The organism is Chamaesiphon sp. VAR_48_metabat_403, assembly GCF_031422475.1.
In the GTDB taxonomy this organism is placed as follows: Bacteria; Cyanobacteriota; Cyanobacteriia; order Cyanobacteriales; family Chamaesiphonaceae; genus Chamaesiphon.
The window spans coordinates 1-24,503 of the sequence record NZ_JANPLS010000178.1; the positions used below are offsets into that span (position 1 = coordinate 1).

Sequence of the window (24,503 nt, forward strand, 5' to 3'; positions counted from 1 at the left end):
TATCCCGCCCAACCACCGAGGGCGAATTCGGGACTCAGTTGAAAAGAACCTTGCAACCCAAAGTTATTACTAATTCCACCCAAGTTAGCATTAAGACTACCCGTACCCGGATCGGAATTGAAAGTCCGCGTATAAGTTAAACCAACTTTAGAGTTTTCGCCCGTTTTCAAGGTGACTTGTGCTAGCGCACCATAACCACCGCCAAGTAAACCACTACCTGTCGCTGGATCGTTACCGCTCCGGGCTAAATAGCCGACGCTAAGTTCGGTGCTATCGCTTAATTTGTGCCTAATACCAACACCTTGACCTTGGACTGTATAGTAAATCGAGGGACGGTTGCCAAAAGTGGAAATCGAGCCGCTCGCACCATCGCCATCAAAGTAAGGATTGATTGTATCGGTAAAGTCATCGGAGGCACCAGCATTTGCGGCGACGACTAGCTGTGTTTGCGGGGTGAGCGGATATTCATATTTAAGTGCGTCAACGCCGATTTTGCTATCAGTGGTACCATCAGTCCAGGATAAGCTGCCTTCGTTAGTCGCGACAGCAGGGGTACCTGCACTAGGGTTTTGAGTAGACGATCCCAACCCTACTGCTTGGAGTCGGGTGGTGAGGGTACCGCTACCGATCTCGGTTTTGAGTTCGAGCCTCGTCCGATTTCCAAAGGCGGGATTGCGATTGTAATCGCCAGCAAATGTCCCCGTCGCTCCAAAAATTACTTGTCCTTGCAGTTTGGTAGTTAACGAGAATTGGTTGGGAGCTGGCTCTGCTGCTTTGGCTGGTTCGGCTGGTGGGGTAGCTGCTGGGGGAGCAACTTGCGTGGGTGCCGTCGGTTCTGGGGGAGCGGGTGGGGGTGTTGTTTGGGTTAACTCTGTTGTAGTAGTTGTGGGTGCGGTAGTTACTGGTGTTGTGGTTACTGGTGTGGTAGTTGCTCGCTTAGTAGTTGCCATTTTTTTGGCTTTGGGCTTGAGCCGTTTTTTCTTCTTTCTACTTAGGGCGATGAGCTGGTTTTGTTGGGATAAATCGAGCGTAGTAGTGTTAGAATTGGCGGCTAACGAGCCAGATGTGGCAGCTTGAGCACCAGTAATCAGTAGCAGCATGGCTAACATGCTACCTGCGGTCGTCGCCAGCCAATTGAATTTTCGGGTCATGGGAAGTAAGTATTTTTTAATTAGAAAACAGTGAAATAAAATTGCGATTGTCTCAGCTAAAGTCGCGTAACATTTTTTTAATTTCAATGTTATGTAACTCTTCTGTGCCGATCATCGTTCGAGCGAACTCTTCGAGATAAACGCTCGCATCCTCGACGATATCGAGGAGTTTTTTGTACATGTCTAATGCATTTCGTTCGTGGGCTAAACTCTCTTGTAAGATGTCTCTAACTGAATGTTTGTAACTTTCCTCCATTGGTGCAATTTGCAGCGAGGGATGACCTTCTAGCCCAGTCAGAATCTCGCCTACTTGCTGGGCGTGCAAGAGCGATTCTGATGCCTGTGCTTTGAAGAAATCGACGATCGGAATCCGGTTAGGGCCAGTTACCATTAGAGCATAGTGTGTGTATCGCACTACGCCTGCTAATTCAAATTCCATCAGGGAGCGGAGGATATCGATCGCTTTATCTTGGTTTAAGTCTTTCATTACCGATGAGTCAGGGCTGCGGAAGAACGGTGGCTGTAGAGATCGACCACTGTTGAAAATAATTATCGATCCTTTCAACTATATTAGAACCGATCGACTCCGATTTGTTAGCAATTGGGAAGTGTTTGGCTAGAAGTGCTTGCACTTGGGTGGGTTGAAGTTGGCGATAGTGAGTTTTCCCTGGAATTGCTGCCGTGCTTGGACTAATGACGATCGCTTGTGGTGCGGCTTTACACTGGTGGAGACATTTCACCGATTCAATCCGGACTTTATCTGTCAGATCGTTTTGCTTTACATGCTTTTGCATCATCTGACAAATTTTCTCACTACCTCGACGGCGACAACTAGAACCCTGACAAACTTGAATTTTGGTTGGTGCTATTGGAGTACTGACAATAGGATCGGCGATTAGATCCACCGATCGATCGATACTCGGTGTGACAAATAATTGTTTGACTTTGATTTTTCGACAACCTGTAACTCGATCGATCCGTTCTTGAGTGAGTAAATTTACTAACATCCCCGGCTGCCAATCTTGAATGTGCGATCGCAACCGCTTGGCAACTTTGACTAGTAGCTCTCCACGATCGTCGGTTCCCAGTCTAATATAACGATGGGTTGTGAGATCGTCTCCCCAACCGAGAAAATAACCTGTTAAGGGGCGAATGAGTTTGTGCTGCGGATTGCTCATATTTTATAGATGCCATTCAAATTGCGATTGTCTCAATAACTGCTAATTATTCTTATTACTAGCTCGATTTGGGGCATAATGTTCAGCAACCAAACCCACCGACTGTCATGACGATCGGATTCCTCATTCGTTGGGGAAAGCTATTCATAGTCTGCTTTCTAGCAAGATCTCGGAGATCGAAGCCATTAATCAACTCTATTTTAAGTTTGCCCACAATTCACTCGGTAATGAAGTCAATTTGAATTTATTAGTAAAAGTAGTCATTAATCTGCTCTAGGACACTATACCAGGATTGGCAAACAAATGACAACTATTAGCAAGATGGGAACGGGGGACGAGGAAACGGGGAGACTGGGGGACTGGGAGATAGAGGATCGTTCCAAAATTAATCCACTATCCACTAACTCAACCCAAGCCAGTTGGGATCTCGGATTTATGTTCGATGATTTGATTGCGATCGTCTACGATGATTACTTGAGGATGGTGTTTGAAGCACTCAGACGTTTCAAATTGAGCATAAGTCATCACAATGAGTTTATCGCCCTTTACGCCCAATCTTGCGGCGGCTCCATTTAACTCGATCGCGCCAGAACCAGCCGCAGCCGCAATCGCATAGGTAATAAATCTTTCGCCATTGTTGACATTAACGACATGCACTTGCTCGTAAGGCATAATGCCGACTGCTTTCAATAACAGCTCGTCGATACTAATGCTGCCCATGTAGTGAAGGTTAGCATCTGTAATCATACAACTGTGAATTTTAGCAGCCAATAACGTGCGTTGCATAGTTGTTGGGGGGTGGTCATTGGTGGTTGACGATTTTCGTTCCGAAAGGCTTTGCCAACGGATTCGATCGGGATTCGGGGTAAATTCTCTCGTGAAGGGGGATGAGTCAAAGATCCATCCCCACGACAGCAAAGGTTTATTTCTTCGCTGCTGCAACGCATTCTTGCACTAGTGGCATGACTGCATCGACATCTTTCCAGCCGAGAATTTCAGTGACTTTTTTTTCTAAATTTTTATAGGTTTTGAAAAATTCAGAGATTTCGTCCAAACGGTGTTGGGCGATATCTTTGAGCGATGTCACATTCGCATAACGGGGGTCTTTATCGGGGACGCACAAAATTTTCTCATCACGATCGCCACCATCAATCATTTCTAACATCCCGATCGGGCGACAGGCAATCACACAACCAGGAAATGTCGGCTGATCCATCATCACCATACCATCGAGCGGATCGCCATCGTTACCCAAGGTGTTGGGGATGAAACCGTAATCGCAAGGATATTGTACGGAAGAGGATAACACTCGATCGAGTGCCATGGCATTCATATCTTTATCAAATTCATACTTGTTCTTGCTACCAGCAGGAATTTCGATTAAAACGTTGATAATTCCAAATTTAGGTTGAGCGGGAATGAGCGATAAGTCCAAAACAAAATTCTCCAATTTATATAAATACGCAGAGGCATGAATCGCCCCTGCTTGCATTTTACTAGGGATTGGGAATTGGATATACTCGCACTTAATTACTTTTCAGCATCCGAATCGGTCTATTTACTCATTCGGTGACTACTGCTGGTGGTAAAGTTGGTAAAGCTTGAACGCTGCTGGCTGGTGAATAGTGAACGATCGCCGCGACAGGTAAAATTAGCGTGAAAATCGCGATCGCGCTACCCCAGAATTCTCCCCATTTGTGTTGGTGTTGTGGAGGAGGTTCGGTTTTAGATTTGCCAGAGGGGGCACTAGAGTCCATGAAATAAATGTATTTAACTCGACATTGGTGCTAAATTCCGAGATTAAGCGGAAATTTAATTTGCACCACTACATCTATTTTACCCATTAATGACTCGATAGTTGTTACCTAGCTCACATTTATTCGCAAACAGCGCGATCTCGGTCAGCTAGTTGCTACACTCGATCGGGGAAATGTCGATATTTAAGGGGAAAATTTTTATGCCGATCGAGACTTTGTTTCCACTGGCGATTTATTATGACGATCTGCCAGATGCCGCCAAACATCAACAAACCTTACTCGCTGAGGTACTGCAACTAGAGCAATCTGGTGCCGAACGCCGCAATTACCCAGAAATGGCGTGGACGGGCGATCTACATGGCGTAGAGCAGATTCATACCAATCCGACTTTTGCGTGGATTGTCGGGCAAGTAGAGGCGCATACAGCAAACTATTTATTAGAGCTGGGTGTGGATCTAAATAAGGTAGATCTCTATATTCAACGAGCATGGCCGATCGTCTCTCGCACCGAGCAAGAAGTCGGTGCTCATTGCCACAATACGGCACATATTAGTGCTGTTTACTATATTAAAGTACCTGCCGAGGGTACTTACGATCCGGGGCGACTGGTATTTATCGACGAGGCACGGGTAAATGAGGTGAGTCCGGGGTTGGGTAGTGAAAATACCGATATTATTGCCGAAGATAACTACTTCAACCAGCTTCAAGCAGCTTATTTACCCGTAGAAGGGCGATTATTAATGTTTCCCGCCAAGCAGCATCATGCGGTTACCATGAATGAAACGGAAGAGCTACGCGTCTCTTTATCTTTCGATATCGTGCTGACAGCCAACGGCTCGGCTTCAGGTGCCTACGAGTTTTTGACACCACCGCCGAGTCAGTGGCAGAAGTTTAAGTCTAACGGTTTGAGTTAGTCGAGGAAGTAAGAAGTAAAATTTCCTAAAGCCTAAAGTGGAGCCTAAAGCCCAAAAACTGGGAACATTAAGGAAAGTAAACTAAGTCCAAGAGTGTAATATTCACTTTTGGCACATACAGATATCGATAGTTTTCGGCTCGGAGCGGGCAAAATTTTGGTAACCAGCCAGTTGACTTACCTGGCGGCGATCGGTTAATGTTCGGGTTTAAGTAGCCTGTATCTTTAAGAATAATTAATTTATGAAAAGATTTTTACTTCTCTTTTTATCAGCACCGACTGTTCTGACGGCGATTTTGCCGATAGTTGCGGCGACAGAACCCGCTCTAGCGGGAACAAAGCCTGCAAAACGAGATGAATTTTGTGTCAATACTCACAACAGGCTCATCTGTGTCAAAACAGCGCGCATAGCTAGCACCGATCCGCGAGCGGCTCTCATTGCCAGAGCCGAAGCCGAAGCAAAAGATCCTGACGCTTTTGTCAATTTTAGCGATAAAGAAAGCGATGATGCCGCAGCCATGTTTGGTTGCGATTGCCCTGCGTGTATTCGTTCGCTCCGTCATCTTCGGGCGATGGCACAAGTTAGTTAGACTAGAGAGATGATGAATAATTTGGATGGTTACGATCCTAGTGGTGTCGGGCAAGTTAATGGCAATTTATTTGGCTTGCCGTTCGATTACGATTCAGCACAAACGATTGTCTTTGGCGTACCGTGGGAAGTGACTGTTTCATACAATCCTGGAACAGCCGCAGCTCCCCAGCAAATTCTCGATGCTTCTCCCCAATTAGACTTATACGATTTCGATAATCCCCAAGGTTGGCGGGGGGGGATCTACATGCCACAGATCGATCCAGATTTACTGGCAAAAAATAATTATTATCGTCAACAAGCAGCATTAATTATCGATCGATTGGAGCAAGGCAAATCGCTAGCTTTAGAACCAGATTTAACACCAGTTTTAGCAAAGATAAATCAAGCTGGGAAGGATCTAAATCAGTGGTTGTTCGATCGCACTCAAGCCGCGATGAATGCTGGTAAAAAAGTCGGTGTCATCGGTGGCGATCATAGCGTGCCATTAGGCTACATTCAAGCCTTAGCCGATCGATATCCCGACTATGGCATCTTGCATGTAGACGCTCATTCAGATTTACGCGATGCTTATGAAGGCTTTGAGTTTTCTCATGCATCGATTATGTTTAATGCGCTCAAAATCCCCCAAATTTCTAAACTGGTACAAGTGGGAATTCGGGATGTATCTAAAGTAGAAACTGATACGATCGAACAATCGAATGGACGCGCGATCGCATATTATGATTCGCTGCTCAAACAACAGATGTATTCAGGTATAACTTGGATGAGTATCTGCCAAGAGGCGATCGCACATTTACCTCCAAAAGTTTATATTAGTTTCGATGCTGATGGATTAGATCCAAAATTATGTCCGAGTACGGGGACTCCGGTGCCTGGTGGTTTAGAATTAGAGCAAGCTTTTTGCTTATGTCGCGAAGTGATTCGTAGTGGAAGAGAGATAATTGGATTTGATGTTTGTGAAGTGGGAAATGCTGAATGGGATGGTAATGTGGGGGCAAGAATTGTTTATAAGTTAATTAATTTAATGAATTTGTAAGATACCAACATATTATCTTTACGATGAAAGGAAGAAAGTGGAGCAAGATTATAGAGTTTTATCACTCCAGATGGCTTTATGATTGAAACTCGTTACAATGCTAGCTGATGAATTATTTTTCTCCGGATTATTTCACGGCTCGATCGCGCTGGATAGCAGCAGCAGAGCGGTATGGCGGTCGGATCGAATCTTATGAAATTACGGCGGCTGTACCAGTTAAAGAGCAAAATTTGACGATCGATGTCGCAATTTTTGGCAATGCTAATGCCAGCAAAGCTCTAGTAATTTCGAGCGGGTTACATGGCGCAGAAGGCTTATTTGGCTCGGCGGTACAATTGGCAACAATCGATCGATATTTGGCAACCGATCGATTACCCTCAGATTTGGCGATCGTCACGATCCACACTCTCAATCCCTTTGGTTGTGCTTGGCATCGCCGCTGGAATGAAGATAACATCGACCTCAATCGCAATTTTCTGCTAACGGATGAGGTGTATGCGGGTGCGCCATCTGCGTATTCATCGCTCGATGGTTTTCTCAATCCGCGATCGGCACCATCGAGACTCGAACCTTTTTTGCTAAAATCGCTAGGGGCGATCGGTCGATATGGCATGTCTGCGCTCAAAAGTACCTTACCCGTCGGACAATATGAATTTCCCCAAGGTTTATTTTTTGGGGGTAAGGCTGCATCCCAAACTCAAAAAATCCTCGCGACTCATTTTCGGAGCTGGCTGGGAGCGGCGCAACAGGTAATTCATTTAGATTTACATTCCGGTTTGGGTAAGTGGGGAACGTATCAATTATTTGCCGAACTCACCAGCGATTCGCCACGTTACCAATGGCTAGCCGAGCGATTTGGAGACTTATTAACACTCGATGCCGAAGATCGAGTTTATCAGCCGCGCGGGACGCTCGGACGCTGGTGTCAGGCTGAATTTGCCGATAGACGCTATGATTTTATCCTGGCTGAATTTGGCACGTATTCCATGTTGCGCGTTTTGAAAGCACTCCGCGCTGAAAATCGCGCTCACTGGTGGGGAAGCCCAGCAGATCGATCCAACGATTGGGCAAAGGAAGAATTATTAGAGGTTTTTGTACCCCAAAGTCAGCAGTGGCGAGAAATAGTCCTCGATCGAGGTGTAAAGTTATGCTGGGCGGGAATTAATGCTTTGCAATCTTAAATAACCCAAGTTGCTACTCCTAACCTCAAAGTGATTAAAATCACTCCTCGGAATGCAAAGTCCGCCTTCGCGGACTAGATATTTTAGTCCGCGAAGGCGGACTTCGCATCATTAGCCACGATTTCAATCGTTGGCGTTTCAATCGTTGTCGTTTCAATCGATAACAACTTGAGTTAAATCTGCGATCGAATTAACATTGCATCCCCAAACGAATAAAACCGATAGCGATCCTCGATCGCGATCTGATATAAGTCTAATAATCGCTGCCTCCCGATCGCGGCACTAACTAACATCATCAAGCTCGATCCTGGTAAGTGAAAATTAGTAATTAGCCCATCGACGACGCGCCATTGATATCCGGGATAGATAAAGATATTCGTATCGCCACTGTAAGGCAGCAATTCGCCCGTCTGAGCCGCTGTTTCTAGTGCGCGGACTGCTGTAGTTCCAACTGCATATACCTTACCTCCAGAGGCTTTGGTAGCTTGAATGAGATCGATCGTCTCACTAGAAATTGTCAGCCATTCGTGGTGCATTTTGTGGGTGGTAATATCTTCAGCTTCCACCGGGCGAAAAGTCCCCACCCCAACGTGTAGAGTTACATAAGCTTGCTGGATGCCCTGCGCTGTCAATCGATCGAGTAATTCGGGCGTAAAGTGTAACCCCGCTGTCGGTGCTGCTACCGCTCCAGGTACTTTGGCATAGACGGTTTGGTACTGTTCGGGAGTAGAAGTAGTAGCATTAATATATGGCGGTAGCGGGAGTTCGCCAAAGTCAGCCAGCACTTGAATTAACGGTATATCATCTGGTAATTCAAATCGCAATAATCTACCGCCTGTCTGCTCGTCTCGATCGATAATCGTCGCCGTAATCTGGGAAATTTTCCCATGAGGATCGTGCGAAGGAAAAACAATTTGGGTACCGATTTTCAGCTTGCGTCCGGGTTTTACCAATGCCAACCAGCAATTATGCTCTCGTTCTGAAAGTAATAAAATTTCAACAGGTGCGCCAGTGGTTTTGGCACCATAAATTCGAGCCGGGATCACGCGAGTATCATTAAATACCAGTAAATCTCCAGGCTCTAAAAAATCGCCAAGCTCATGAAAGTGACGATGTTGATACCCCTCATCGGGTTCGATGACTAATAGCCGCGATCGATCTCTCGGTACTACGGGAGTCTGCGCGATGAGTTCCTCCGGTAAGTCATAATGATAACTGGTTAATAGTCGGTCGATATTAGCATCCATCTTCATTTAGTTCCGATTGAATTTACGATTGACGATCGATATTTTAACTCCCAACCCATCTACCCTGTCTCCCCTTCTCCCCGATCCCTAAGCCTCCCACCTTATCCTCTACCCCCACCCCCTAAATGTCTACGGTCATTTGTCTTGGTGAAGTTCTATTCGATTTATTAGCGTGCGAGATCGGAGTCAGTAGCGAACACGTCAAATCTTGGACACCACTACCGGGCGGCGCACCTGCAAATGTCGCCTGCGCGCTGGTAAAAATGGGCGATCGATCGAGATTTATCGGCTGTGTCGGTGAAGATGAAGCTGGCGCGAAATTGGCGGCTAAATTAGCTAGCGAGGGTGTAGACATTACCGGACTCCAATATCATCCCACAGCTCCCACCCGTCAGGTTCAGGTGATTAGAACTGCTGGAGGCGATCGAGTTTTTGGTGGCTTTGGCGATATTCCCACCGACAAATTTGCCGATAGCCAATTGAGTCAAGTCGCTGGCGAACTATTTATCGGTGCTGATTTTTTACTATTGGGGACACTTGCTTTAGCATATCCGAGTAGCGCGGCGAGTACCTGGCAAGCGGTAGAATTTGCCGCAACCCACGGGGTAAAAATTGTGGTAGATATTAATTGGCGACCGACTTTTTGGACATCGCCCACAACAGCAATTCCCCAGATTCAGCAACTATTAGCAGTAGCTCATTATGTCAAGTTTGCCAAAGAAGAAGCCGAATTAATCTATGAAGAAACCTCTCCACAATTGCTTCAGCAATACTTACCGAATGCGCTGGGAATTTTCGTTACAGATGGTGGTAACGAGCTAGCATATTGGTTGAATGGAGAGAGCGGATCTCAACCTGCTTTTAAAGTAGCAGCGATCGATACGACAGGTGCTGGCGATGCTTTTGTCGCCGGATTAATCCATCAATTAGGCAGTGGAATAACATCAGGCGCGCAAATAATTCGTTATGCAGCAGCAGCAGGAGCTTTAACTACCCAACAAGCTGGGGCGATCGATTCTCAACCTACCGATGCAGAGATTTTACAATTTCTGAGCGCGTAGGTACGGTAAATTTCTCGATCGTTCCTTCTAGTGGCATTGTAAGTAGTATTGGCACCAAAATCGTGAAGATATCTATTTCATTGCCCAATGAATTGGTTCGGTATATCGACGAACGAGTGGAGAACCGCAGCCAATTAATTGAATTATTGCTATCGGCTTGGCAGAAGAAACAGCAGCAACAAGCAATGCTTTCGGCTTGTTTGGCTCTAGACGAACAAATATCGGCAGAGGAAGAAGAATGGCAGCAAGCAGCAATTACCGATTGGGAAGTGTTGGATCGATACCTAGCGACATTTCCAGGAAATTGGCAGTAAAGATCGCGTATTAACAATTTGAGTTTCGAGATCTAAAACTTCTTCGACTTTATTATAAATTGCCTGAGCTTCAGCCATAGAATTACCGATACTAGTCAGCCCGACTTTACCAAATTCCGACAGACAACCCAGTAGATGAAAAACAGTCCCCGTCTCGGTACTAGTATCGAAATGCAACCGATGATGGGCGATAATATCCATCAAGTCGTTGGGAAGTAAACCGCGATATTCGGGGCGATGAAGATTATCCGATGCCACATAATATTTAGGCGTGCGTTGTTGAGAATAAAACAGCCCATCATCCATTTGATAGTCACCATTAGTCAGAAACTTGAGCATCATAAATGGATGAGTCGTGCCACCTTTGCGAAGATTGATTTCGATCGCCTGTAAATCCCATTTACCCTCATTATTCGGCACTGCAATAAAATCTACCGCAAATCTTTCGATCGCACCTTTTGATGCCAAATTTTTCCCGATTTCTAAACCTAATTCCTGAAGTTGGAGCCGATAACCTGCGGCGGCTGGAAACTGACAGCCTAAAAAGATTTGCCCGTCGCAACCGCCTAAAATCTGATCGTGGGTAGAGAGAATTTCGACCGTGCCCATTGGTGTAATACACCCTTGTACGCTGGGCGATTGTTTGCCCTCGCCCTCGATAAAAGCTTCGACGATCGCACCGAGATGACCGATTTTACCCTGAAAGTTCGTCCAGGTTTCGCGATGTCCCTGAAAACTCATTTGAGGGAATGCTTGACAAATCGCCTGGATACGTTCTGAATGACTGCTAGGATCGCCTAAGGGACGTAAATCGAGGATGGCGTTACCTTCGCCCGAAAAACCTTCATTGAGCTTGACTACCAGCCGTTTTAGGTGGGGTTGTCGCGCCCACAAATCTGCCGTCACTTGGGCGAGATCGAGATCGCTATATACCAACTCGCTCCCATCGGGATGGGGTAACCCACATTCGGCGAAAATCTGCCGACTGCCTGCTTTAGTGCCCCAGTAGAGTAAATCGGGATCGAGTGCGTACAGTGGAATGTCTAATTTTAAAGCTAAATCGCGTTCGATCGCGGTAGAGTTGTAACACATCATCACCGATCGATCGGGGCGTAATGATTGCCGAATTCGATCGAGCAGGCGCGGACGATCGAGGATTTTTTGGCTCAGGGCTTGGAGCGAATAATCGTCTGTCGAGAATAACAGCAACCGTTCGCGGGCGTGAGAGAAGGGAATTCCGGGCAATAATTGGAGATAATAATCGATCGCGATCGGGGCTAACGGCACTGATGTAACATAAATTACCCGCGTGCGCGGATTGGATAATCGCATCAGCGAAAATAGCAATCTCTCCTCGTAATGAATGCACCCTTCAACCTTGAGCAGTTCGCCGCGATCGAGACTCAACGATGGTATGACTAAAATATCGCAATCGCTATCAATCTGTGCGTCGAAGCTGTGCCACAAACTTGGCAAGCGCGACTGCAATTGCTGAAATTCATCGCTTGTCATCGATCGAGACTCATCGCCATCCAACATCGGGCTGTAGCTCCAGTTAAATTAATTTGGGGGACTGGGGAGTGTGGGAGGTGTGGGAAGTAAGGAATAGGGGACTGGGAAGATTAAAACTCAGATCGCCATTCACTATTCACTATTCACTAACCTTACGCTTTACCAAATCGCCGATGGCGTTGTTGGTAATCGAGCAAAGCCAGATGAAAAGCGCGGCGATCGAAATCGGGCCATAATGTATCGGTAACATAGATTTCGGCGTATGCCAATTGCCACAACAAAAAGTTACTAATCCGCATTTCGCCACTGGTGCGAATTAAGAGATCGGGATCTGGTAAATCGGCGGTGTGGAGATGCTTAGAGATCGTATTTTCATCGATATCGGTAGATTTTATCAGTCCCTGCTGCACTTGAGTGGCGATCGTCTGGCAGGCGCGGACGATTTCTTGTCTGCCGCCATAATTAATCGCGACTGTAAAGCGCACGCCTTGATTATCTTGAGTGGCAGTTACCGCCCGATCGATCGCGCTACGAAGCGAGGGTGGAACGTTATCTAAGTTCCCCACTACATCTAATTTCACCTGCTCGGCAACCATTTCTGCCAGTTCAATCTGAAATAAATTTTCAAATAAAGTCATCAAAAAATCGACTTCCTCGATCGATCTACCCCAATTTTCAGTCGAAAACGCATAGACGGTTAACGCGCCAATTCCCCAATCTTTACAACAACGCAGCAGCTCTCGCAGGGCATTGGCACCGTGCTTGTGCCCCATCATCCGGGGAAAGCCTCGGCGTTTTGCCCATCTGCCATTCCCATCCATGATCGCGGCAATATGTTTTGGTAAATGAGTGCAATCTAAATCGGTAGGTAGTTCGATGAGGCTGGTAGCGTTGGAAGTCATCTAAAGAAGTTAGGAATGATGAATGATGAATGATGAATTGTCGTGCCGTGGTGAATTCATAGATCATTTGTTTTCCGGTAATTGTAGCAAGCGACGAAACATCGCGATCGCGCGATGTTTAAATCGCCGCCCTAAGTTGCGGATACTCGGAGCGACAGATTCGCGTTCCCCAATCGGGGCAAACCGAGTTTCCAATAGCTCCTTCAGTTTACTGCTAGTCAGGGGGCGATCGAGGATGCCGCCTTCGGCTAGCGAAATCGAACCTGTTTCCTCCGAGACGACGACGCACAGACAATTGTTCGTGCGTTCGGTAATTCCCATCGCCGCTCGGTGACGGGTTCCTAGCTGCCGCGAAGCCGCCCGATCCGACAAGGGTAAAATTACCCCAGCCGCGATGAGCCGATCGCCGCGAATAAATACTGCACCATCGTGCAGTAGAGTTGTAGTCTGGAATATGGTTTGAATCAATTCCTTCGATAACTTAGCATCTAATTTGACACCGGGCACGGCAAAATCGCGCTCGTCCATCATCTCGTTGGTTTCGAGAATCATTAAAGCACCAATTCGCTGTTGGGATAATTCTTTGACGGCATCGACAATTTGGTCGATCGATCGATCGGCTGTATCGCTGACGCGGCGGGTCGATCGAATCGAGGAAGGCAGCAAATTACCCCGCCCCAATTGCTCTAAAAAGCGGCGAAATTCTGACTGAAATACTACTGACATCGCGAGAGAGGCACCTACTACCAATTTGTCTAGAACGAAGCTCAGTAGGCGCAATTGACACCGTTCGCCGATCGCGGCGGCCACCATCAATACGATTAGCCCTCTTACCATCCATAGCGTTCGACGATCTCTGACCGCCAATAACACCAAAAAGGTGAGGGCAATTACTAATCCCAGGTCTAGACTTTGGCGAATCCAGGATTCAGTCAACTGGGAATCAAACCCAAAGCCCAAAGTCATTGGCAACTAATCCACTACAACCAATCCCTAGATTCTATGGCACATTGGAGCCGATCGACAATTAATTTGGGCTAATATTTATCAGCGATCTAATTATTTTTCGATCCGGGGTCGATCGACCTTTCGTAAATTCTCCCGACCAGAATGGCTGTGATATCATAAATAGTAAGCCCCCAAGCCGATTCAGTACAAACCTTCATTAAATAGTCACCGCTGTCACAGCCACAAAATTTAGAGTTACATTGATATGACCAGCGGCTATTTGCTAATCGGGGCAATTTTAATTCTAGGCGGCATCATTGCGGTGTCTGGCGATCGGATCGGCACGCGGGTCGGTAAGGCGCGATTGACTCTGTTCAAACTGCGTCCGCGTCAAACGGCAACGTTAGTAACGATCGTTACTGGCACACTGATCTCAGCCTCCGTACTTACACTGATTTTTGGAGCCAGCGAGCAGCTCCGCACGGGAGTCTTCGATCTCCAAAAAATTCAGCGCAAACTTTCAGATACCAAAGAAAATCTCAATCGCGCGATCGAACAAAAAGACCGCTTCCAGCGAGAGCTAGAAATCGCGCGAAACGAACAATCTCAAGCTAAAAATCAACTCTCAGGCATCGATAAATCGCTCAAAGATGAATTATTAAAACAATCGATCGCCGCGCAAAACTTTATTAATACCAAACAGCAATTACAATCTGTCTCTACTCAACGCCAAGATCTCGTACGGGAAGTCACCGAACTGTCTCGCAACCGCAGCGATTCGACCGCACAGCAGCAGGTAATTGTCGAGCAGGTGCGCGATATTAAAGAACGAATTGCGGGACTAGAAGCAGCCATCTTTCCGCTCCAGGAAAGGGTTAATGTCACCACTAGTAAAAAAGCACAACTCCAACAACGGCTCGATCTGACGACTGTAGAACCAAATTTGCTGCGCCAAACCGAGCAAATGCAAATTTATGAAAATACTGCTAAAAAACTAGCTCAAGATTTAGAACAGCAGACCGAGCGATTGGTAATTCTGGAGGTACAACTCCAAACCCAACAAACAGAACTATCGAGCCTGAAAAGTCAAATCGAGCAACTCGATCGCAAACTCGAAGTCCGGCGAGCGCAACTCAAGGAAAAAGATAAGCAATACCGACAGCTAGAACGTGAATTTCAAACTCGTGCCTTACAGTTAAAACGGAGAGACCAACAGCTTAAAAAAACCGAATTACAAGTCAAAACTAATCGCCAAGGATTGGCATCTTTAGAAAAAGAAGTTAATAATATCGAACAAGAATATCAAAAAATTCGGCAGGGAAATATCGGTATTTTCCGCGATCGAATTTTAGCTAGTACAAGCCTCCCAGCCAGCAGTGCCGCCGTCATTAATAAAGAAATTGACAACCTCTTAGTGCGGGCAAATCTCAATGCACTCGCGGCAACTAATCCCGATAATGTCGTTGGCGTAGCCTCTCCCTTGGAGAATCGCAATCAAAAAATTATTGAAATCGATCCCGATCGGGTGGCGCAAGCCAAACAACAAATTATCGATGCGATCGAGCCAAAAATCCGCAATCGTCGTAGTTATATCGTCCGAATTTTATCGACTGGTAATTATGTCGTCGGCGATCGCAATGTCCAGATATTTATCGATGTTGCACCCGATCGGCAAGTATTCGCTCGTAATACCAAAATTGCAGCAGTAAATGTCGATCCGATCGCGATGAGTGAAGTGCAAATCCGCCAACAATTAAATGTTTTATTAATCGCTGCCCAACTCCGCGCGCGCCGAGCGGGAATTTTAGAAGATCGACCTCAAATTGGCGATGGACAATTAGCTACTTACGTGCAATTTTTAGAACTAGTTAAAAAACAAAAATATCCGATCGAGATCGTGGCGATCGTCGATCGGGATACTAATACATTAGGGCCGCTAGTCATCAAATTGCAAGCAATTGCCAATGGCAATGTATTATTTAGTACTTATTCAAATGCGGAAATCGAGCGGTAAAGTATACTTTTATACTCTTACTCAAAAGCAGCAATTAATTCGTCGAGCGTACATTGATAGACAGACATCATCTGTTTGAGCTGAGAGGGAACTAGCTTGGGTTGCGAGCGTTTTTGCTCCCAACTATCGATCGTTCTGACACTCATCCCCAACTCGATGGCAAGTTGGACTTTTGTCAAACCAGCAACTTCCCGCAGATGCAGCGGTGTTACGCGATCTTCGCTAAAATTAGTCGAGCGATAAAATGGCTGTGAGGAATGAGTGGGATCTGGTTTTGATACATATACTGTTACCGCATTTTGCCGTTTGATAGCTACTTTTCGGCTAGCTATCAAAATTTTTAGACAAATTTGGAGCATCGAGATCGGACGGTTTAATTTATCGGCTAACTCCTTAACTGTGATACCATCGGGACGATCGCGGATCGACGCTAATAGTCGATCGGTAGTAGTCAAACTGGAAAAATCGGGGGTTATTTCAACAATTGCCAAAGTTAAGGTTTCCTAACTCGTCGCCTAACAGCTTATCACCTTTATTTCAAATCTATGAATGTTATAAATACGATATTTTTATGGATTGTCGCTCTCGTTTTGTGACTAACTTATGTCCGTTTTTCCACCCTTGACAATTAAGATTTATTCGGATATGGGCAGTCAAAATTATAGATCTGGGCTAGCGATCGCACTATAAGCTAAGATTGTCTGTAATCGCACCAAACCTCTTTAGCCACTCTCAGTTTTAAATGTATGGCTCAATTCTGGATTGCAATTTTCTTCATTCTCTTGGCAATCGCCCAATTATATCAATCGATTAAGGATATCGAATTACCATTACCAGTTTATTTAGTATTGGGTACAGTTTTAGCGATCGCCTCTAATGCACGAGGTCAATTTTCTTTCGCGCCAACTCAAAAAGTCACACTCCAAGAGATCCACACCCCAGATCCAATTATCGAGTCAGGCTCGACAAACATATTGACTCCAACTGAAGATCGTCAATCATCTAAATAGTATTGCGATCGAATTCGATCTCCAAAAAATTAAAACCAATTTTAAATCTAAATTATTCTCTATTCCCTATTCCCTAAAACACCAGTAACTATTATTGCGATGCAAGATATGAGTTAATCTCGATCGAGTACAGTAGATATGTATTCGTCAGAAAATTATCGATCCGATGCTGTTGACTATTTCTACCACCCATCAACCCGCGACAGATCTGGGATATTTGCTCTTCAAACACCCCGAAAAATGTCAGGCATTCGAGCTTTCCTTCGGTACCGCGCAAGTATTTTACCCCGAAGCTAGCGAAACTAGTTGTACGGCGGCTCTAGTATTAGATATTAACCCTGTAGATTTAGCCAGAGGTAAAGCTGGCGCAAAAAGACAGACACTAGAAGCATACGTCAGCGATCGACCTTATGCGGCATCTTCTTTCTTGAGTGTTGCGATTTCTCAAGTGTTCCGCACCGCAATGACTGGTAGGTGTGCGGAAAAACAAGCTTTAGCCGATACCCCCATCCCCCTCGTCGCCAGGATTCCCGTTTTACCCAGTCGGGGGCGAGAAGGCTTTCTCCGGGGCTTATTCGAGCCGTTAGGGTACAAAGTAGAAGTGCAGCGGTTGGCACTCGATACAGCGTTTCCTGATTGGGGGAATAGCTCTTATTACGATGTCGAACTCACTCATACCATTAAATTGTGTGATTTGCTCAGTCATCTCCATGTGATGATTCCGGTGTTGGATGACGACAAACATTACTACGTTAATGAAGACGAGATCGAAAAATTACTCCGCCACGGCGAAGGTTGGCTGAGTACCCATCCGCTCAAGGAAGAAATTACCAGTCGCTACCTCAAACGCCAGCGCGGTTTGACTCGCGATGCATTGGCGCAAATTGCTGTAGAAGAAGTCGCTACCGAAACGCCAGAGCGAGAAACCCAAGAAGAAATTATCGAGCAACCGCTGAGTCTCAATCAACAGCGGATGGAAAGCGTCGTCGCCGTCTTGAAAGCCAACAGCGTCCAAAAAATTGTCGATTTAGGCTGTGGGGAGGGAAAGCTGCTCAAGTTATTACTTAAAGAACCAACTTTATCAGAAATTTTAGGGATGGATGTCACCTATCGTTCATTAGAATATGCCCAGGAACGAGTATTAGAAAGATTGCCCAGCCATCAAAAAGGACGGTTGCAATTAATTCAAGGCTCCTTAACTTATCGCGATGCGCGCATTTCTGGCTATGATGCAGCAACAGTAATTGAAGTCATCGAACACATGGAACTCGATCGACTCCCAGCCTTCGAGCGAGTATTATTTGAATTTGCCAAACCGCGAATCGCGATCGTCACTACTCCCAATGTAGAATATAACGTCAAATTTGAAAATCTCCCCCCAGGCAAACTCCGTCATCCCGATCATCGTTTTGAATGGACAAGGGTCGAGTTTCAAACTTGGGCAAATGCGATTGCCGATCGGTATAACTATAGCGTAGAATTTCAGCCAATCGGTAATGTCGATCCTGAAGTTGGTTCGCCAACTCAGATGGTTATATTCAATGTTATGGTGTGATGACAGATTGTTTGAATATCCAAACAAAGAGAAACCCAGATCTTAAATCCAGGTTTCTGTAGAAAGAGCGGAGTACTAAACAACAGTGTCTAGCTCACATAACTTCTTCTCCTTCAGCTTGCGCTTTAGAACTACACATGTACCAAAAGCACTAAAGACTAACGTACTTAAAATAGAAGATGGTTCGGGTACTGCAAGAGGGGTAATCCTTGTTGAAAATACACCATTACCTGTAACTGGGGTTTCACCTAAAGATATTATCTGAAATTCATATGGTTGAATATTATTCAAAGCACTAAATTTCACATCTTTCAATCTCCAATACCAGTCAAACTTTGGTGGAAAACCATCATCTAGTCTTTGTAAGTAATCGTCGGCTTTTGCTGTAAGGACAGAATTGTTGTTAATAGTAAAACTAACATCTGCCGAGCTAAATTTCGCTGACAAAGGTCTATCATCGTATATGACACTAGAATGATAATCTAATGAAACAAGTCCAAAAGATGGCGGAAAAGGAATAGGTGGCGTTTTCCAATTATAATCTCCCTTGTCAGAATTAAATGTTCCAGATGCATTTGCACTCCAAGGTTGACTACCCACCGAACCTAATGAAATAACATCCCAAGCGTTAGTAGAGCTGTTGAAATTCCCTGATGTACTTAGAGTTGTATCTAGTCCTAAATACTTAGATCCTGGAACTAAAGAGTAATTGAAACTATTACCAGATGGATCTATGTTGCTATTAAAAGATAAGACTGAATCTTGGTCGGGACCAAAGTATCGTCCGATAAAAGCCGTATCCGCCCCTTGTGCTTCTTTTAAGACATCTATGGCTTCAGTAGCTAACCTTGCCGCAGACGCAGGGGGTGAAAGTAAACTCATTATTCCCAGCACTACCACAGATGTGGACACGATTGGCGAATAACGACTGACATAATATTCTAAGTTTTGCATGAATTAATCCTTAGAATGTAGATCGAAACTAACTAGATCCAACTTTTTTTTCAGCTTGCGCTTTATCAGCAAACCAGCACCAAGCACCGCAGTGGTAAAAGTCCCCAACACAGCAGAAGGCTCAGGAACTTGCTGTGAATCGAAACCTCCATTACCACCACAATATCCATTAAAAGCAACGCAGCTAAAAGTACCCTCTATTGAGACATTATCACCAATATTAAGCGGAAAGAAATCGTTACTCAACAGCACACCTGAAGCACTAAATGTGTTTGCACCAGCGAATAAGTTACCTGTAAAATTTCCGCTATTTGATGGCTGCTCGATCCCATCAAGAAATGCTGTGATGAAGTCCTCTCGCCCTCTGTCTTTGCCATCATAACCAAATAATATCTCTAGGGTATGCGGTTTAGCTGCATCATTAAATTTACCAATCAGAGAACCCGTCACCCAAGGATCTGGTCGTTCTGTATAAATACCTCCTTGCACATTCAAAAATGCAAGTTCCGTGTACAAAGCTCCAACAGTAGTTTTGAAGTTGGCAGAACCAAATGATGCATTACGAACAGCATTGCCATCATTAACTAAGTCATTGAGAAAGATATTATCTCCGTTCCAAATGATTCCTGCAACCGTAGGGAATGCAATCGCCTGAAGCGTGATATTTGCAGTACCCTTTCCTGGAGGGTTCACAGTCCAGACATCGCTTAACGGTGGAGAAATTGGGCCATCTTTTTTCTGAACGGGCGCAAGTGGCGATGCTTCGGAAATCAACGGATACCCTCGATTAGGAGTAAGCAATCCATCTTTGACACTAGTAGGGCTGGTTGTACTGTCATAACTTCTGACAGGTGGTGTGATTGGCAACACAGGTCTGACCGAGAATTCGATCTGTCCTTCCGATCTGTTGATACTAAAAGCTAAGCTAGGGGATGGAGCTAATAATGATGCACCTGTTAAAAGAAACAAAAAACTTTTGCAAGCAAAAATACGTTTCTTCAAATTATCCGATCGGATCGCGATTGATTCTATCTTCATAACAATTTAAGATCTACTTTTGTAATTTCTAAAAAAAGATTTGGATATTAGATTTTTTGATGTTCATGAAGAATACAATCTATATTGATGTTTGTCCTCCTGATTATGAAAGTGGGTAAAATGTCATTATTAAGGCATTCGTGACAAAATAGAAAAAGAAGAGCTGTCAGGAGAAGTGTTAGGCATCAAAAGCTAGAAAATATCTAAGCCTAATTCAGCTACATAGCTGAATTTTAACCTCAACTAGTAACAAATAGTACTAATTTGAATTATATTTTTTGATAGCAAGATATAGGCTATTACTTCGATCGATGTAATAAAGTATTGCGATGATTTTTATTCTGTGAAATAAGTGAGAGAATTATTATCATCGAGATATCTATGGCACAAATGCAAAAGGAATGTTCCATATTAGCTTGGTTGTGCTACCCAATGTTTTAGCGGGATCGTCGATCGAAGCACTAGAAATGTTTCGTGCTGTCGGGTTCGCAGGGAGTGACACGATCGATACCCCAGATCTAACAACAGCATTCTTTAAGGCTGAAATCGTCAGTACATCTCAAGATCCGGTGGTTTGTTTTGCAGAAATCAACATCTATCCACACCGATCGATTGTCGAGATCCAGCATACGGATATTGTCTATTTGCCCTCGATCGCCCAAATACCCGTACAATTTTCAGATAGCCAATATCAGCAGATGTTTGCCTGGATTTGGAAGATGTATCAACAGGGTGCAGTAGTTTGTGCCGCATGTTCTGGAATCGCGATGATGGCAGCAACAGGATTATTAGACGATCGAGAAGCTACGATTCATTCGGCTTATATTGAGATATTTAAAAGCCATTATCCCAAAGTTATTTTGTGCCCAAATCGAGTCCTCGTCCAGTCTGGGGCAGCACAAAAACTGATTACAGTCGGTGGTGATTGTACGTACCAAGATCTAGTCCTATATCTAATCAATTGCTATGCTGGCACCACAGCAGCAATTCAGACAGCTAGCGTATTTTTAATTCGATCGCATCTCAATCTCCAAACTCCTACTTTTGCTGGCTTTCTAGTCAATTTTCAACATCGTGATGCCAAGATCCGGGCAGCTCAACGGTGGCTGACTCACAATGCCCATCAGCCCCATGCCGTTGTCGCCGCATGTCAGATTTCTGGGCTAGAATCGCGCACTTTCAATCGAAGATTTAAGCAAGCAACCGGATTTACCCCGATTGCTTATATTCAAAATCTCCGGATCGAACGGGCGAAGGTACAATTAGAGACAAACGATCGTCCGATCGATGAGATTGGTGTTGCGGTTGGTTATGAAGATTATTCTTCTTTTAGAATTTTATTTAAACGGATCGTAGGGCAAACCCCTAGTAGTTATCGGCGTAAGTTTAATACGCACAATAAACAACCCAAAAGCCAAACTAGGGATCTAGCTCTCCAGTGAAAATTTGTTGAGGGAAGTATTACCGATCGTGATTAGGAAAGTAGCAGTAGTTCCACACAACCCAAATTGGCAAAGTTTATTCGATTGTGAATCGACACAATTGACGATCGCATTGAGCGATAATTTGGTAAATATCTATCATATTGGTAGTACCTCAATTGCAAATATCTATGCCAAACCTATTATCGATATTTTAGGAGCAGTAAAAAATCTTGCTAAAGTTGACGATCTAAATAATGAGATCGCAGCATTAGGCTACATCGGCATGGGTGAATATGGAATTGCAGGGCGACGGTTTTTCCGAAAAGATAATTCTGAGGGAATTAGAACCCATCACGTACATATCTTCGAGCTTGGTTCGCCCCAGATCGATCGTCACTTAGCCTTTCGCGACTACTTGAGAGTTCATCGAGAAGATGCCCAAAAATACAGCGAACTAAAGCAACAATTAGCACGGCAATATCCAGCAGATATCGAACAATATATGGATGGTAAAGATAAGTTTATCAAAGAAATAGATAACAAAGCAGCAAAATGGAAAGCTTAATTGGCGTTGCTGATTTGAGTTGTGATTCTCTGCTCTCCCAGCAAAAAAATCATCTCCTCCCCCGCTCCCCGCTCCCCGCTCCCTTCTCTATCTCTTTCATACTCCGATCTAGCAACGCCGCTTAATTTACCAGTACTGGCACAGTCACATAAAACTGACTGCCGCGTCCTTTACCTTGAGAAGTCGCCCAAATTTGTCCGCCCAATTGTCGGGCTAATTGCCGACAGATTGCCAAGCCCAAACCAGCTCCGCCAACAGCTCGTTGGAGAAAGCCCTCCTCTTGGTGAAACCGCTCGAAAATGGTCTCCAGTCGATCGGGTTCGATACCGCGTCCCGTATCGGTAATTTGTACCGCTAACATCGGTTGGAGGTCGGTTTTTACTCGATCTGTGGAGATTTTTGTTTCTTCAATTGTTACCGTAATCGTTCCCGTTGGTGGTGTGAATTTACAAGCATTATCCAAAATTTTACTCAATAGCTGAAATAATGCTTCATTATCGGCGATCGCTAGCGGTAGTGCAGGTGGTAACTCGACGATGACTTTGGGTAAATCGCGAGGTTGAGCAGCCGCCTGAAGATGGCTGACAGCTAGCGAAATCGCATCGGCGAGATCGATGGGTTCCATTTGCCAGGTAGTCAGATTGCTCTCTAACCTGGATAGTAATAAAAAGTCTTGAATCAACCGTCGCAGTCGTTCCGAATCAGCTAGCGCGGTTTCTACCATCGACTGTTGAAATTCGATCGGCATATCTGGCTCTGAATCTAGACTCTCCAGACATACCTGAATTGTCGAAAGTGGCGTGCGTAACTCATGCCCGACAATGGCAATGAGATTATTTTGGGTTTGTTTAATCGCGACGAGCTGCTGGTTGAGCTGTTGGAGATTTACAAATGCCTCGGCTTGGAGGATTGAGATGCCAACTTGAGTGGCAACTGTGGCTAGTAACGTACGATCGGCTGCCGACCATAATCGAGGACGATCGCAGTGTATTTCTAATATTGCCAGACATTGCTGCCGATCGCTAGCAGTAGCACCACCGAGAATCGGTACCAGCAAGCAAGCCTGAATCCGAACCTGCGCTAATTGGTGCTGGAGATCTAGATGAGACTGAATGCCCGAATCCTGACTGGTATCGGCGATCGCAATTATGTTACCCCGATTGAGGATTGTTTGGAATTGAGGATGAGTCGCTAGTTGCCAATTTTGCCCTAGTAAACTAGCTTTATGTGCAAATTCATACTCAGATCGCGTCTCGAAATTGGAGCTGGAACCTGCTTGTGGCAGGGTGTATATGATGCAGTGACATTGCTGGAACAATTGAGAAACTTCGCGAATTGTCACTGCCAAAATCTCTTCGAGATCGAGCGATTGTCTTACCGCTGCGGCAATCTGATTGACTAGCCGCTCTCTGCGTTCTTCTGCTACAATCCGACGATAGGCGTTTACCTGCTTATATTGACTTGCCTGGAGATAGGTAACGAGTCGATCGATAAATAGTTGAGTATCGATTAAATTAGTAGCTAGTCCGTGCGGGAGCAGCCGCTCGGTAGTAAGCTGATAACGCTGTTTGTCTAAAGCAATCTGCTCTCTTAAATCGGGACGATAACGGTCGATCCGCTCTAATAATAACAATGCTGCTTGTCTGCTCACTTCAGGATCTAACGTCCAAAACCCCCTAAATTGGCGGGCAGAATCTAAATCGATCGTATCTACAGGTGCAGCATGTTCCCGACAGATTAAACTAGCACTATAATTCTGTCCGACAATTACCAAATGCCATTCTTGCGCCAATTCGTCTGTTGGTGAGATGCCAATGGTAGCGTAAGGTGCGGGAGCCGAAGCGAAGTCTGTTTCGGGAGCTGCTAGTACATAAACTCGATCGGTTTGTCTAGCAATCCGTTGATACCGCCCAGTTTCCTGACGGTAGAATCGTTCCTGCTGGAAATTAGCAATTACTAACGGTTGTTCTGTCCCCGCCAATACTAAGTCTTCGATTGCATGAGAGAGCGCGGTTAAGCTGGCTTTAAAATAAATTTGCGCCCTAAGCTGGGGAAAAGATTGCAGCAAGTTCTGGATCAAAGAGTTAGAGTCGTTTATCATCCGTTTGCTGGTTTGGGAAAGTGGTTAGTGGCTGAATATGAAGATAACCC

General features: G+C 45.1%; 25 protein-coding genes. 11 read left to right on the forward strand and 14 right to left on the reverse strand.

Annotated features, from left to right (window positions below):
* The 6 genes from RMO79_RS08500 to RMO79_RS08525 form a co-directional block, all read right to left on the reverse strand.
* Positions 1–1,151, reverse strand: a 1,151-nt coding sequence (locus tag RMO79_RS08500; protein ID WP_310482681.1) for an iron uptake porin, incomplete at its 3' end; no start/stop codon positions are given.
* Between the two features lie 52 nt (positions 1,152–1,203).
* Positions 1,204–1,638: a ferritin-like domain-containing protein gene (locus RMO79_RS08505; RefSeq protein ID WP_310482682.1), complete on the reverse strand. Its 435-nt coding sequence runs from the start codon at positions 1,636–1,638 to the stop codon at positions 1,204–1,206.
* 10 nt (positions 1,639–1,648) lie between these two features.
* Entirely contained in the window at positions 1,649–2,329 is a 681-nt protein-coding gene (locus RMO79_RS08510; protein ID WP_310482683.1) for a (2Fe-2S) ferredoxin domain-containing protein, read from the reverse strand.
* Between the two features lie 405 nt (positions 2,330–2,734).
* Entirely contained in the window at positions 2,735–3,115 is a 381-nt protein-coding gene (gene panD / locus RMO79_RS08515; RefSeq protein WP_310482684.1) for an aspartate 1-decarboxylase, read from the reverse strand.
* A 136-nt stretch (positions 3,116–3,251) separates the two neighbouring features.
* A complete protein-coding gene (locus RMO79_RS08520) occupies positions 3,252–3,764 on the reverse strand; it encodes an inorganic diphosphatase (RefSeq protein ID WP_310482705.1) in 513 nt (170 codons plus the stop codon).
* A gap of 127 nt (positions 3,765–3,891) precedes the next feature.
* On the reverse strand, positions 3,892–4,086 hold the full coding sequence (locus RMO79_RS08525) for a hypothetical protein (protein WP_310482685.1): 195 nt from the start codon (positions 4,084–4,086) through the stop codon (positions 3,892–3,894).
* Positions 4,087–4,286: 200 nt separating this feature from the next.
* Between RMO79_RS08525 and RMO79_RS08530 the strand changes: the two genes are divergently transcribed.
* From RMO79_RS08530 to RMO79_RS08545, 4 genes are all read left to right on the forward strand, one after another.
* Positions 4,287–5,000: a TIGR02466 family protein gene (locus tag RMO79_RS08530; RefSeq protein ID WP_310482686.1), complete on the forward strand. Its 714-nt coding sequence runs from the start codon at positions 4,287–4,289 to the stop codon at positions 4,998–5,000.
* 241 nt (positions 5,001–5,241) lie between these two features.
* Positions 5,242–5,589, forward strand: a complete 348-nt coding sequence (locus RMO79_RS08535) for a hypothetical protein (RefSeq protein ID WP_310482687.1) — start codon at positions 5,242–5,244, stop codon at positions 5,587–5,589.
* A 12-nt stretch (positions 5,590–5,601) separates the two neighbouring features.
* Complete coding sequence (locus tag RMO79_RS08540) at positions 5,602–6,627, forward strand: agmatinase family protein (protein ID WP_396136556.1); 1,026 nt, start codon at positions 5,602–5,604, stop codon at positions 6,625–6,627.
* Between the two features lie 107 nt (positions 6,628–6,734).
* Positions 6,735–7,808 carry a M14 family metallopeptidase gene (locus RMO79_RS08545; protein ID WP_310482689.1) on the forward strand — a complete coding sequence of 358 codons (1,074 nt, stop codon included), beginning with the start codon at positions 6,735–6,737 and terminating at the stop codon, positions 7,806–7,808.
* Between the two features lie 173 nt (positions 7,809–7,981).
* Here the strand turns inward: RMO79_RS08545 and queA are convergent, their stop codons facing one another.
* A complete protein-coding gene (gene queA / locus RMO79_RS08550; RefSeq protein ID WP_310482690.1) occupies positions 7,982–9,055 on the reverse strand; it encodes a tRNA preQ1(34) S-adenosylmethionine ribosyltransferase-isomerase QueA in 1,074 nt (357 codons plus the stop codon).
* A gap of 125 nt (positions 9,056–9,180) precedes the next feature.
* Between queA and RMO79_RS08555 the strand changes: the two genes are divergently transcribed.
* Entirely contained in the window at positions 9,181–10,116 is a 936-nt protein-coding gene (locus RMO79_RS08555; protein WP_310482691.1) for a carbohydrate kinase, read from the forward strand.
* 62 nt (positions 10,117–10,178) lie between these two features.
* A complete protein-coding gene (locus RMO79_RS08560) occupies positions 10,179–10,430 on the forward strand; it encodes a ribbon-helix-helix domain-containing protein (RefSeq protein ID WP_310482692.1) in 252 nt (83 codons plus the stop codon).
* On the opposite strand, the gene RMO79_RS08565 is transcribed toward RMO79_RS08560, so the two are convergent.
* From RMO79_RS08565 to cdaA, 3 genes are all read right to left on the reverse strand, one after another.
* A complete protein-coding gene (locus RMO79_RS08565; protein WP_310482693.1) occupies positions 10,401–11,969 on the reverse strand; it encodes a peptide ligase PGM1-related protein in 1,569 nt (522 codons plus the stop codon). The two genes, RMO79_RS08560 and RMO79_RS08565, sit on opposite strands and share 30 nt — an antisense overlap.
* Positions 11,970–12,094: 125 nt before the next feature.
* Positions 12,095–12,844: an isoprenyl transferase gene (locus tag RMO79_RS08570; RefSeq protein WP_310482694.1), complete on the reverse strand. Its 750-nt coding sequence runs from the start codon at positions 12,842–12,844 to the stop codon at positions 12,095–12,097.
* A gap of 63 nt (positions 12,845–12,907) precedes the next feature.
* Entirely contained in the window at positions 12,908–13,810 is a 903-nt protein-coding gene (gene cdaA, locus RMO79_RS08575) for a diadenylate cyclase CdaA (protein WP_310482695.1), read from the reverse strand.
* A gap of 247 nt (positions 13,811–14,057) precedes the next feature.
* Here cdaA and RMO79_RS08580 point away from each other — a divergent pair, with 247 nt between their 5' ends.
* Positions 14,058–15,806, forward strand: a complete 1,749-nt coding sequence (locus RMO79_RS08580) for a DUF3084 domain-containing protein (RefSeq protein ID WP_310482696.1) — start codon at positions 14,058–14,060, stop codon at positions 15,804–15,806.
* A 17-nt stretch (positions 15,807–15,823) separates the two neighbouring features.
* Here the strand turns inward: RMO79_RS08580 and RMO79_RS08585 are convergent, their stop codons facing one another.
* On the reverse strand, positions 15,824–16,297 hold the full coding sequence (locus RMO79_RS08585) for a helix-turn-helix transcriptional regulator (RefSeq protein WP_310482697.1): 474 nt from the start codon (positions 16,295–16,297) through the stop codon (positions 15,824–15,826).
* A gap of 255 nt (positions 16,298–16,552) precedes the next feature.
* Here RMO79_RS08585 and RMO79_RS08590 point away from each other — a divergent pair, with 255 nt between their 5' ends.
* Together RMO79_RS08590 and RMO79_RS08595 are read left to right on the forward strand one after the other, a co-directional pair.
* Positions 16,553–16,816, forward strand: a complete 264-nt coding sequence (locus RMO79_RS08590; protein ID WP_310482698.1) for a hypothetical protein — start codon at positions 16,553–16,555, stop codon at positions 16,814–16,816.
* Positions 16,817–16,982: 166 nt separating this feature from the next.
* On the forward strand, positions 16,983–18,371 hold the full coding sequence (locus tag RMO79_RS08595; RefSeq protein ID WP_310482699.1) for a 3' terminal RNA ribose 2'-O-methyltransferase Hen1: 1,389 nt from the start codon (positions 16,983–16,985) through the stop codon (positions 18,369–18,371).
* 75 nt (positions 18,372–18,446) lie between these two features.
* On the opposite strand, the gene RMO79_RS08600 is transcribed toward RMO79_RS08595, so the two are convergent.
* Together RMO79_RS08600 and RMO79_RS08605 are read right to left on the reverse strand one after the other, a co-directional pair.
* Positions 18,447–19,325 (reverse strand): hypothetical protein, encoded by an 879-nt coding sequence (locus RMO79_RS08600; RefSeq protein ID WP_310482700.1) that lies wholly within the window; start codon positions 19,323–19,325, stop codon positions 18,447–18,449.
* A 3-nt stretch (positions 19,326–19,328) separates the two neighbouring features.
* Positions 19,329–20,363: a PEP-CTERM sorting domain-containing protein gene (locus RMO79_RS08605; RefSeq protein WP_310482701.1), complete on the reverse strand. Its 1,035-nt coding sequence runs from the start codon at positions 20,361–20,363 to the stop codon at positions 19,329–19,331.
* 401 nt (positions 20,364–20,764) lie between these two features.
* On the opposite strand from RMO79_RS08605, the gene RMO79_RS08610 reads away from it, so the two are divergent.
* Positions 20,765–21,805, forward strand: coding sequence for a helix-turn-helix domain-containing protein (locus tag RMO79_RS08610; protein WP_310482702.1), 1,041 nt, complete (start codon positions 20,765–20,767; stop codon positions 21,803–21,805).
* Positions 21,806–21,812: 7 nt separating this feature from the next.
* Positions 21,813–22,352, forward strand: coding sequence for a GrpB family protein (locus tag RMO79_RS08615; protein ID WP_310482703.1), 540 nt, complete (start codon positions 21,813–21,815; stop codon positions 22,350–22,352).
* Between the two features lie 121 nt (positions 22,353–22,473).
* Here RMO79_RS08615 and RMO79_RS08620 read toward each other — a convergent pair whose 3' ends face one another.
* On the reverse strand, positions 22,474–24,453 hold the full coding sequence (locus RMO79_RS08620; protein WP_396136555.1) for a DICT sensory domain-containing protein: 1,980 nt from the start codon (positions 24,451–24,453) through the stop codon (positions 22,474–22,476).
* Between the last annotated feature and the right edge of the window lie 50 nt (positions 24,454–24,503).

Coding starts and splice junctions, on each gene's coding strand:
- RMO79_RS08505 (WP_310482682.1), bottom strand. CDS start 1,638: ATGAAAGACTTAAACCAAGATAAAGCGATCGATATCCTCCGCTCCCTG.
- RMO79_RS08510 (WP_310482683.1), bottom strand. CDS start 2,329: ATGAGCAATCCGCAGCACAAACTCATTCGCCCCTTAACAGGTTATTTT.
- panD (WP_310482684.1), bottom strand. CDS start 3,115: ATGCAACGCACGTTATTGGCTGCTAAAATTCACAGTTGTATGATTACA.
- RMO79_RS08525 (WP_310482685.1), bottom strand. CDS start 4,086: ATGGACTCTAGTGCCCCCTCTGGCAAATCTAAAACCGAACCTCCTCCA.
- RMO79_RS08530 (WP_310482686.1), top strand. CDS start 4,287: ATGCCGATCGAGACTTTGTTTCCACTGGCGATTTATTATGACGATCTG.
- RMO79_RS08535 (WP_310482687.1), top strand. CDS start 5,242: ATGAAAAGATTTTTACTTCTCTTTTTATCAGCACCGACTGTTCTGACG.
- RMO79_RS08540 (WP_396136556.1), top strand. CDS start 5,602: ATGAATAATTTGGATGGTTACGATCCTAGTGGTGTCGGGCAAGTTAAT.
- RMO79_RS08545 (WP_310482689.1), top strand. CDS start 6,735: ATGAATTATTTTTCTCCGGATTATTTCACGGCTCGATCGCGCTGGATA.
- queA (WP_310482690.1), bottom strand. CDS start 9,055: ATGGATGCTAATATCGACCGACTATTAACCAGTTATCATTATGACTTA.
- RMO79_RS08555 (WP_310482691.1), top strand. CDS start 9,181: ATGTCTACGGTCATTTGTCTTGGTGAAGTTCTATTCGATTTATTAGCG.
- RMO79_RS08565 (WP_310482693.1), bottom strand. CDS start 11,969: ATGTTGGATGGCGATGAGTCTCGATCGATGACAAGCGATGAATTTCAG.
- RMO79_RS08570 (WP_310482694.1), bottom strand. CDS start 12,844: ATGACTTCCAACGCTACCAGCCTCATCGAACTACCTACCGATTTAGAT.
- cdaA (WP_310482695.1), bottom strand. CDS start 13,810: ATGACTTTGGGCTTTGGGTTTGATTCCCAGTTGACTGAATCCTGGATT.
- RMO79_RS08580 (WP_310482696.1), top strand. CDS start 14,058: ATGACCAGCGGCTATTTGCTAATCGGGGCAATTTTAATTCTAGGCGGC.
- RMO79_RS08590 (WP_310482698.1), top strand. CDS start 16,553: ATGGCTCAATTCTGGATTGCAATTTTCTTCATTCTCTTGGCAATCGCC.
- RMO79_RS08595 (WP_310482699.1), top strand. CDS start 16,983: ATGCTGTTGACTATTTCTACCACCCATCAACCCGCGACAGATCTGGGA.
- RMO79_RS08600 (WP_310482700.1), bottom strand. CDS start 19,325: ATGCAAAACTTAGAATATTATGTCAGTCGTTATTCGCCAATCGTGTCC.
- RMO79_RS08605 (WP_310482701.1), bottom strand. CDS start 20,363: ATGAAGATAGAATCAATCGCGATCCGATCGGATAATTTGAAGAAACGT.
- RMO79_RS08610 (WP_310482702.1), top strand. CDS start 20,765: ATGTTCCATATTAGCTTGGTTGTGCTACCCAATGTTTTAGCGGGATCG.
- RMO79_RS08620 (WP_396136555.1), bottom strand. CDS start 24,453: ATGATAAACGACTCTAACTCTTTGATCCAGAACTTGCTGCAATCTTTT.